Origin of the sequence: uncultured Cellulomonas sp., from assembly GCF_963527515.1 — a bacterium.
GTDB lineage: Bacteria > Actinomycetota > Actinomycetes > Actinomycetales > Cellulomonadaceae > Cellulomonas.
In genome coordinates this window covers 1-9,537 of record NZ_CAURTV010000119.1, presented here as the reverse complement: position 1 = coordinate 9,537, position 9,537 = coordinate 1, and the positions used below count along the sequence as shown (strand labels likewise).

At 75.1% G+C, this 9,537-nt stretch carries 6 protein-coding genes and 1 pseudogene; 1 reads left to right on the top strand and 6 read right to left on the bottom strand.

Annotated elements, in window-relative coordinates; translation table 11 throughout:
• The 6 genes and pseudogenes from RYN42_RS17945 to RYN42_RS17920 all read right to left on the bottom strand — a co-directional run.
• Positions 1-331 (bottom strand): annotated as a pseudogene (locus RYN42_RS17945) (ribonuclease Y); the annotation flags it as partial.
• Between the two features lie 127 nt (positions 332-458).
• Positions 459-1,046: a regulatory protein RecX gene (locus RYN42_RS17940; RefSeq protein WP_315098248.1), complete on the bottom strand. Its 588-nt coding sequence runs from the start codon at positions 1,044-1,046 to the stop codon at positions 459-461.
• Positions 1,047-1,054: 8 nt separating this feature from the next.
• The gene (recA, locus tag RYN42_RS17935; RefSeq protein ID WP_315098245.1) at positions 1,055-2,095 is read right to left on the bottom strand and encodes a recombinase RecA; all 1,041 of its coding nucleotides are present in this window, start codon (positions 2,093-2,095) and stop codon (positions 1,055-1,057) included.
• Positions 2,096-2,303: 208 nt separating this feature from the next.
• Positions 2,304-3,080, bottom strand: coding sequence for an MBL fold metallo-hydrolase (locus RYN42_RS17930; protein WP_315098242.1), 777 nt, complete (start codon positions 3,078-3,080; stop codon positions 2,304-2,306).
• Positions 3,077-5,152 carry an alkaline phosphatase family protein gene (locus RYN42_RS17925; RefSeq protein ID WP_315098239.1) on the bottom strand — a complete coding sequence of 692 codons (2,076 nt, stop codon included), beginning with the start codon at positions 5,150-5,152 and terminating at the stop codon, positions 3,077-3,079. The genes RYN42_RS17930 and RYN42_RS17925 overlap by 4 nt, the downstream gene beginning before the upstream one ends.
• Positions 5,153-5,163: 11 nt before the next feature.
• Positions 5,164-5,397 carry a DUF3046 domain-containing protein gene (locus RYN42_RS17920; RefSeq protein ID WP_315098236.1) on the bottom strand — a complete coding sequence of 78 codons (234 nt, stop codon included), beginning with the start codon at positions 5,395-5,397 and terminating at the stop codon, positions 5,164-5,166.
• A gap of 70 nt (positions 5,398-5,467) precedes the next feature.
• Between RYN42_RS17920 and RYN42_RS17915 the strand changes: the two genes are divergently transcribed.
• Positions 5,468-9,537, top strand: a 4,070-nt coding sequence (locus tag RYN42_RS17915) for a DEAD/DEAH box helicase (protein ID WP_315098233.1), incomplete at its 3' end; no start/stop codon positions are given.

Here is a 9,537-nt window from a genome sequence, read left to right as displayed (position 1 = left end):
GCGCAGCGGCGGCACGATCGGCCTCCTCGAGGCGGCGGGTGCCGGCGCGGTGGGCCTCTGCGGCCGCCTCGGCGTCGGCGCGTGCCCGGCGCTCGAGCTCGTCGACCTCGGAGCGGGCGTTCGCGACCTGCTGCTCGCGCTCGGTCAGCCGGTGCTCGCGACGCTCCACGTCGGCGAGCATCGCCCGCGCGTCGTCCTTGATGGAGGCGACGTCCCGCGCCGCCTGCGTGCGCTGGACGCCGGCCTCCCGACGGGCGACGAGCACGAGGACCAGGGCGACCAGGCACGCGCCGAGGAGCCCCACGATGGTGGCGATGGCGCCTGCGTCCACGCGGTCCTCCTGAGCGGCCGGGCATGGCCGCGCGCCGGTTCCGGCGCGCGGGTTCGGCGGCCATTGTCGCGCACCGTCGCGGCCGCCGACGCACGCCTGTCCGGAGAGTCCGGACGTGTCTGCCTCGTCACAGGCCCGCGTCGAACCCGTCCGGGTCACCTGACGCGTCCACTCCCTCGCGTGCGAGCTCCTCGCGGACCAGCTGCGCCACCAGCCCGGCCGGGTAGCCGCGCCGGGCCAGCGCGGCGAACGTCCGCCGTGAGCGCGTCTGCGGTTCGAGGCCGGACGTCGAGGCGAGCTTGCGTCGGACGAGCGCCCGGGCCGCCAGCTCCTCGTCGTCCGAGTCCACCTGCCCGAGAGCGTCGCCGGCCGTCTCGTCGTCGATCCCGCGGCGGCGCAGCTCCACCGCGATCGCCCGGCGGGACAGACCCCGCTCCGCGTGGCGCGTCCTGACGAGCATGCGGGCGTACTCGGTGTCGTCCACGAGCCCGACCTCGGTGAACCGGTCGAGCACCTTGTCGGCGACGTCCTCCGGGACACCCTTGCGCGCCATGGCGTCGGCAAGCTGTCCCCTGCTCCTGGCCGAGGAGGTCAGGAGCCGCAGCGCGATCGCCCGCGCCACGGACTCCTGGTCGGGTTCGGCATCCTGCTCGGCCGAGCCGGTCGAGGGCGGCTCGGTGCCGAACCGCCCTCGACGTCGGTTGCTGCTGGTCATGCCACTGCTCAGAAGTCGACGACCGGCACGGCGTCGGCAGGCGCGTCGACCCGCGCACCGATGCCGAGCTTCTCCTTGATCTTCTTGTCCAGCTCGATGGCCAGGTCCGGGTTGTCCCGCAGGAAGGCGCGGGCGTTCTCCTTGCCCTGACCCAGCTGGTCGCCCTCGTACGTGTACCAGGCACCGGACTTGCGCACGAAGCCGTGCTCCACGCCCATGTCGATCAGGCTGCCCTCACGGGAGATGCCGACGCCGTAGAGGATGTCGAACTCCGCCTGCTTGAAGGGCGGCGCCATCTTGTTCTTGACGACCTTCACGCGGGTCCGGTTGCCGACGGCCTCCGTGCCCTCCTTGAGGGTCTCGATGCGGCGGATGTCCAGGCGGACCGACGCGTAGAACTTGAGCGCCTTGCCGCCCGTGGTGGTCTCGGGCGACCCGAACATCACGCCGATCTTCTCGCGGAGCTGGTTGATGAAGATGGCGGTGGTACCGGACGAGTTGAGCGCACCGGTGATCTTGCGCAGCGCCTGGGACATCAGCCGGGCCTGGAGGCCGACGTGACTGTCCCCCATCTCGCCCTCGATCTCGGCCTTGGGGACGAGCGCGGCGACCGAGTCGACGACGACGACGTCGATGGCGCCGGAGCGGATCAGCATGTCCATGATCTCCAGGGCCTGCTCACCGGTGTCCGGCTGGGAGACGAGGAGCGCGTCGGTGTCCACGCCGAGCTTCTTGGCGTACTCCGGGTCCAGCGCGTGCTCCGCGTCGATGAAGGCGGCGATGCCGCCGGCCTTCTGCGCGTTGGCGACCGCGTGCAGCGCGAGGGTTGTCTTGCCCGAGGACTCCGGGCCGTAGATCTCCACGACGCGGCCGCGGGGCAGCCCGCCGATGCCGAGCGCGACGTCCAGGGCGATGGAGCCGGTGGGGATGACCTCGACGGGGGCACGCCCGTCGTCGCCGAGCCGCATGATCGACCCCTTGCCGAACTGGCGGTCGATCTGGCTGAGTGCGGCCTCGAGGGCCTTCTCGCGATCCTTCGGTGCGGGCATGTCGACCTCGTCTGTCTCGAGCAGCTGCTGCTGCGGTACGGGGGCTGGTCTTTGTTGCGAGCGACGCTATGTCCGACCACCGACATACCGACCGGGCCGCTCTCGTCCCCGGGACCCGGCACGTGCCGGCGGGGGCTGTGGGCGGCTCGGTCGCTCACCCGCAGGAGCAACCCTAGCCGAACAGGTGTTCGATGTCTGCGACACGCCGTCAGCGTGTCGGGGTGACCGCGAGCTGCTCCCCCGGCGCCAGCACGTGCACGCGCACCCCCGGCGCCAGGCGTGCCGCGGCACGTGCGAAGGCCGGTCCGGCGCGGTCCATCCAGCCCGGCGGCAGGCGTCGGGCGACGGGTGCGTGCAGCGTGCCCCAGTGGATGGGCACGGCCGCCCGCGCGCCCACGCTGCGGCACGCGCGTGCGGCCTGGACCGGGTCCATGTGCCCTCCGGACAGGCGCGGACCCCACCCGCCCACCGGGACCAGCGCCAGGTCGACGGGGCCGCCCGCGAGCACCGGCAGGATCGACATGCTCGCGTACGGGGCGGTGTCCCCCGCGAACCAGATCCGGACGTCGTCAGTCGCCACCACGAAGCCGTGCGTGGAGTTCGGCCGGTGCGGCATCTGCCGGTGCGCGTGCAGGGCGGGGACGAGCCGCAGCCGGACGTCCGAGCCGGGCACGGTCCACCACTCGACGTCCGTGAGCCCGCGCGCCGTCGGCACGCCGTGACCGCGCAGCCAACGGGCGTTGGCCGGCGAGGTGAGCACCGGCACGTCCCCGACCAGGCGCAGCGAGCCGAGCTCGGCGTGGTCGTGGTGCAGGTGCGAGAGCAGGACCGCGTCGGCGCCCTCCCAGTCCTGCGCACGCGGGGCGGCGCCCCGGCGGCGCAGCAGGCCGGCGTGGCGCAGCAGCAGCGGGTCGGTGAGCAGCCGCACGCCGTCGACGTCGAGCACCGCGCTCGCGTGGCCCAGCCACCGGACGTGCACGCTCATGGCCGGAGCCCCGCCGCATCGGCCCAGCGGACCAGCTGCTCGTGCACGGCCTCGGCACCCACCAGCATCCGCTCCGCCCCGACGGTCTCCCGGAGCTCGTCGGCGACCGGCCAGCGCGTCGGGTGCAGCAGGAAGGCCTGGTTCTGCGCGCCCCCGATGCCGCCGTGCGAGCCGACCTGGCCCTCGAACGCGTGCACGTGCCCGCGGTCGCTGACGGTGGACACCAGCAGGAGGTCGCCCGTGTGCGGCAGCCGGGCCGCACGCACGAGGTCCGGGCGCCCGCGGGGTCCGTACGGCGCAAGCGGGTCCTCGCCCTCGGGCTCCGCGCCCGGCCGCTCCAGCAGGACCAGGCCCCGCGGTCCGACCGCCACGAGGCCGCGGGACCGCGTGTCGACGACGACGACCCCCACGCCGGGACGTGCGGCGAGCCGTGCCACCATGCCCGGCCAGCGCTCCTCGACGTCCTCGAGGGTCAGCCGGTGCGGCACCTGCGGGAACCAGACGAGGCCCAGGTTCCCCGAGCCGACCGTGACGACGTCCGGCAGGCCGGTGGCCGGGGCGTGCGGCCGGGGGCGCCCCTGGTCGGGGCCCAGGACGGCCGACCCGCGGGGCACCGAGAACACGTCGGCGACCAGGGCGTTGAGCAGACCCCAGTCCTCGCCCGTGCTGCTCTCGACGCCGTCCGTGGGCCCGGCCATGAGCGCGCGCACGGAGTCGAGCAGCGTCTCGCCGCCCAGCTGCTCGTACGTGGCACCCAGGGACTGCCCGTGGTCGGAGAGCACGACGATCCGGTAGTCCCGGGGGGCGACCGCCACCACGCGCTCGAGCGTGCCGAGCACCCGGTCGAGCCCCTCGAGCGAGCGGAGCGACTCCGGCCGGGTGGGGCCCGCGTGGTGGGCGATCTCGTCGTAGTCGACGAGGTCCACGTAGATCGTCGGATCACCGCGCAGCAGGGCCTCGGACACCAGCGAGGTGTTGAGGTCCCGCAGCAGCACGTTGGTGATCCCGCGCAGCACCACGTACCAGCCGCCGCGCGAGATGCGCGGCTCGACCTCGCGCACCCGCTGCCGGTGCGCCTGGTAGAGCTCCTTGAGCATCTCCCCGACCGCGACGCTCGCCGCGCGAGCCAGCACGAACGGGCTCGCGAAGAACCGCAGGTACGCCGGCCCCGGTCCGAGCCCGCCGTCGGGGCCCTTGCTGCGCGACCGGCTCATCACGACGAACGCCGTGGCCGCGTCACCGGAGAACATCGTCGACACCGCCACGCCGCCTGCGGCGAGCAGGCCCTTGCCCGTGGTCAGCCGCAGCTCCACGAGCGCGGCGTCCTCGGGATGGTTGGTGACGACGAGCCGGCCGAGGTCCCGGTCCCACCAGCGGAACGCGGGGATCTGCGAGGAGTCGCCGTGCAGGAGGCCCGCCTGGCTGGCGGGTGTGGTCGCCGGCACCCGCGCCCACCACTGCTCGAGGCGGTGGCTGCCCAGCGCCGTCCACCGCTGCATGGTCGGCGCGAGCCCCGCCTCGAACGCCTCGCGGAGCACGGGCGCGGCGACGCCGTCCAGCTGCACGACGAGCATCCCCGCCTCCCGCGGCTGACCGGCGACCGGCTCGTGCACTCCCTGGCGGCGGGCCTGGCGTCGCGCGCGCCGCACGAGGTCGGACACGACGTAGTCGCTGTTGCTCGCTCCGACGAGCCACCGCCCGATCGCCATCACCACGGCAGTGAGCAGGAGGACGAGCAGGACCGACCAGAGGTCGTCGACGTCGAACCCCGGGACGACCGACAGGGCGCCCCACAGCACGGCCACCTGCGCGACGAGGCCGACCACCAGCGCGAGCACGGCGCTGCCGCGGCGAGCAAGGAAGCGCAGGGACGGCCGCACCAGCAGATCTCCGGCCGCGACGAGGACGGCCGCGAGGACGACGGCTCCGGCGTCGTCGGCGCGCACGCCCCGGGTCGCCGCGACCGCGAGCGCCAGCCCCAGAGCTGTCGTGAGCAGGGTGAGGACCGCCTCGCCGACGTCGCGCACGGTGGGGGCCCAGGCGGGCGGGCGGGCACCGGCCGACGCCGTCATCGGTGGGGTCCCTAGCCTCGCGGCGGCGCAGGGCGGCGCGCGTCCGCGCCCCAGCGCGCGCTGTCGGGTATCTCCAGCTCGTCGCAGAGCGCGTGCCACACCGTGCGGGGCTCGACGTCGTCGTCGAGCGCCTGCATCGCGGTGCGCTGGTCGAGCCCGCGCAGCACCAGCTCACGCGCGAGCTCGCGGCCGTGCGCGCTGCCGAGGACCTCGTCCACCAGCAGCCAGAACTCTCGTAGCCTCACGAGGCACAGCCTGCCACCCCGCTCCCTCCTGCCGCGCGCGGGTGTCGGTGGTGACGGACACAATGGCCCGGTGGTGCTCGAGCGCTTCTCCGACCCGACCAGGACCTGGTTCACGGGGGCGTTCGCCGAGCCCACGACCGCGCAGCTGGGGGCGTGGACGGCGGTCGCCGGCGGCGACCACGCGCTGGTGGTCGCCCCCACCGGCTCGGGCAAGACGCTCGCCGCCTTCCTGTGGGCGCTGGACGGCCTCCTCACGGGCGAACGGCCGGCCGACCCGGTCGAGCGTTGCCGCGTCCTGTACGTCTCACCGCTCAAGGCGCTCGCCACCGACGTCGAGCGCAACCTGCGCTCCCCGCTGGTCGGCATCCGGCAGGCGGCGGCCCGCCTCGGCCTGGAGCTGCCCGACGTCACGGTCGGCATCCGCACCGGCGACACGCCGCCCAACGAGCGCCGCGCCTTCGCGACGAAGCCGCCGGACATCCTCATCACCACCCCCGAGTCGCTGTACCTGGTGCTCACCTCCGGCGCGCGGGCGGGTCTGGCGGGCGTACGGACGGTCATCGTCGACGAGATCCACGCGGTGGCCGGCACCAAGCGCGGAGCGCACCTCGCCCTGTCCCTGGAGCGGCTCGACGCCCTCCTCGATCACCCCGGCGGGCCGGGACCGGCGCAGCGCATCGGGCTGTCCGCGACGGTCCGCCCGGTCGACGCCGTCGCCGAGTTCCTGGGCGGCGCGCGCACGAGGGAGGACCGTGGCCGGACGGTCACGGTCGTCCAGCCGCCGTCGACCAAGAAGGTCGTCGTGGACGTGGTCGTGCCCGTGCCGGACCTGTCCGACCTGCGCGGTTTCGAGGTCACCCCCGACGACCTCGACCTGTCGGGCGCCGCGGCGGGGCCGCTGCCCCGGCCGTCGATCTGGCCGCACGTCGAGGAGCGCGTGGTCGACCTGGTCGCCGAGCACCGGTCGACGCTGGTCTTCACCAACTCCCGGCGGGGGGCCGAGCGGCTGACCGCGCGCATGAACGAGGTCTGGGCGGAGCGCTCGGGGCAGGACGTGCCCGACCCCGCGACGCTCCAGGCCGCCGCGGTGCCCGCGCAGTCCGGCACGGCCGTGGGCGTCGACACCCGGCACGCGGCGACCATCCTGGCGCGCGCGCACCACGGCTCCATGAGCCGCGCGGAGCGGACCAGGACGGAGTCGGAGCTCAAGGCGGGTCTCCTCCCCGCGGTGGTGGCCACGAGCTCGCTCGAGCTGGGCATCGACATGGGCGCCATCGACCTGGTGGTACAGGTGGGCTCGCCGCCGTCGGTGGCCAGCGGCCTGCAGCGCGTCGGGCGGGCGGGCCACCAGGTCGGCGCGGTGTCCCGCGGGATCGTGTTCCCCACCTTCCGTGGCGAGCTGGTGCCGGCCGCGGTCACCGCACAGCGCATGCGGGACGGCTCGCTGGAGTCGATGCGGATCCCCCGCAACCCGCTCGACGTGCTCGCGCAGCAGATCGTGGCGATGGTCGCCGTCGAGGACTGGCCGCTCGAGGAGCTCGCCACCGTCCTGCGGCGGGCGTCGCCGTTCTCCGGGCTGGGCGACGCGACCCTGCGCGCGGTGCTCGACATGCTGGCGGGGCGGTACCCGAGCGAGGAGTTCGCGGAGCTGCGGCCGCGGCTCGTGTGGGACCGCGTGCGGGACGTGCTCAGCGGGCGGCCCGGCGCGCTGCGGCTCGCGGTCACCAGCGGCGGCACCATCCCGGACCGCGGGCTGTTCGGGGTGTTCCTGGCCGGCGGGGCGACCACGAGCGACGTCCCGGTCGACGCCGAGCGCACCGGCGGCACGGTCCGCGGCGGCAAGCGCGTCGGCGAGCTGGATGAGGAGATGGTCTACGAGTCGCGCGTCGGCGACATGTTCACGCTCGGGTCGAGCACCTGGCGGATCGACGACATCACACCGGACCGCGTGCTCGTGACTCCCGCACCGGGCGTGCCCGGGCGGCTGCCGTTCTGGAAGGGCGACTCCCCCGGCCGGCCGGCCGAGCTGGGTCAGGCGATGGGCGCCTGGGTCCGGGAGCTGGGCGCGCTGCCGCCCGACGACGCCCGCACCCGCGTCGAGGCGGCCGGGTTGGACCCGTGGGCGGCGGACAACCTGCTCACCTACCTCGCCGAGCAGCGCGCGGCCACGGGCGAGCTGCCCACCGACTCGGTGCTGGTGGTCGAGCGGTTCCGTGACGAGCTCGGCGACTGGCGCGTCGTCCTGCACTCCCCGTACGGCGCGCGCGTGCACGCCCCGTGGGCGATCGTCATCGGCGCGCGGCTGCGGGAGCGCTACGGGGTCGACGCCGCGGCGATGCACTCGGACGACGGGATCGTGCTACGCCTGCCGGACATGCTCGACGCCGTGGACGGTCAGGCCGTCGACGACCCCTGGGCGGAGTCGACTGGACCGGTGATCGACCTGGCGGACCTGCTGATCGAGGCGGACGAGGTGCTCGACGCGGTCAAGGCGGAGCTCGGCTCGTCGGCCATGTTCGGTGCGCGCTTCCGCGAGGCCGCCAGCCGCGCCCTCCTGCTCCCCCGCCGCCGGCCGGACCGCCGCCAGCCCCTGTGGCAGCAGCGGCAGCGCTCGGCACAGCTCCTGGCGGTGGCGGCCGCCTACCCGGAGTTCCCGATCCTGCTCGAGGCCGTCCGCGAGTGCCTGCAGGACGACTTCGACACGGAGGCGCTCGCCACCCTGATGCGGGACGTCGCGGCGCGACGGATCCGGGTGGTCGAGGTGACGACCACCCAGCCGTCGCCGTTCGCGCAGTCCCTGCTGTTCGGGTACACCGCGCAGTTCCTGTACGACGGCGACGCCCCGCTGGCCGAGCGGCGCGCGGCGGCGCTGACCCTCGACCCGACGCTGCTGGCCGAGCTCCTCGGCCAGGGCGGCGAGTCGCAGCTGGCGGACCTGCTCGACCCCGACGCCGTGCTGCGCACCGAGGCGGAGCTGAGCGGGCGCGCGCCCGAACGGCAGGCCGGCACGCTCGAGCAGCTGGCTGACGCGGTCCGGCGGTACGGGCCGCTGACGGCCGACGAGCTGGCCGAGCGGACGTCGACCGAGGTTCGCGAGCAGGTGCCGGCGTGGCTGGCCGAGCTCGAGGCCGCCCGTCGGCTCATCCGCGTCCGGCTGGGTGGGGTCCCGCCGCAGCGTGCCGAGCAGTGGGCCGCCGTCGAGGACGCGGGCCGGCTCCGTGACGCCCTCGGGGTCGCGCTCCCGGTGGGGGTGCCGGAGGTGTTCACGGAGCTGGTGCCGGACCCCGTCGGGGACCTGTTGCGCCGGCACGCGCGCACGCACGGTCCCTTCACGGCGGCGCAGGCGGCGACGCGGTTCGGCTGGGGCGTCGCCGTCGTCACCGAGACCCTGCGACGGCTGGAGAGCCGCGGCGTCCTTGTCCAGGGTCGGCTGCGGCCGGACGTGCTCGGCGGGACGGGCGACGAGTTCTGCGATGCCGACGTCCTGCGGATGCTGCGCCGCCGGTCCCTCGCCGCCCTGCGTGCCGAGGTGGAGCCCGTCGACCCGCAGGCCCTCGGCGTGTTCCTGCCGCGCTGGCAGGGCGTCCAGCCGGTCGGCGGCACGGGGCGCAGCTCCGCGACGGGCACCCTGCGGGGCGTCGACGGCGTCGCGCGCGTGGTCGAGCAGCTGGCGGGCGCGGTGCTGCCGGCGTCGGCCTGGGAGACCCACGTCCTGCCCGCGCGGGTCGTCGACTACACCCCGGCGATGCTCGACGAGCTCACCGCCGCGGGCGAGGTCGTCTGGGCCGGGCACGGGTCGCTGGCCGGGCACGACGGGCTGGTCTCGCTGCACCCGACCGCCGTCGCGGACCTCACGCTGCGCCCCGCCGACGCCGCACCCGACACCCCGTTGCACGACGCCGTCCTGGAGGCATTGCTCGGCGGGGGCGCGTGGTTCCTCGGTGCGCTCGCCGAGCGGGTCCGCCAGCTGCGTCCCGACGACGCCCTGCCGAGCCAGGCCGAGGTGTCCACGGCAGTCTGGGACCTGGTGTGGACCGGCCACGTGACCAACGACGGGCTGGCGCCGCTGCGCGCCTGGCTTGGCACCGGCAGCACCGCGCACCGGACCCGCGCCGCCGCCCCCCGCGGCCGGCCGATGCG

Bases quoted from the DNA above. Each gene is read 5' to 3' on its own strand.
- RYN42_RS17940 (WP_315098248.1), bottom strand. From the start codon at position 1,046: ATGACCAGCAGCAACCGACGTCGAGGGCGGTTCGGCACCGAGCCGCCC.
- recA (WP_315098245.1), bottom strand. From the start codon at position 2,095: ATGCCCGCACCGAAGGATCGCGAGAAGGCCCTCGAGGCCGCACTCAGC.
- RYN42_RS17930 (WP_315098242.1), bottom strand. From the start codon at position 3,080: ATGAGCGTGCACGTCCGGTGGCTGGGCCACGCGAGCGCGGTGCTCGAC.
- RYN42_RS17925 (WP_315098239.1), bottom strand. From the start codon at position 5,152: ATGACGGCGTCGGCCGGTGCCCGCCCGCCCGCCTGGGCCCCCACCGTG.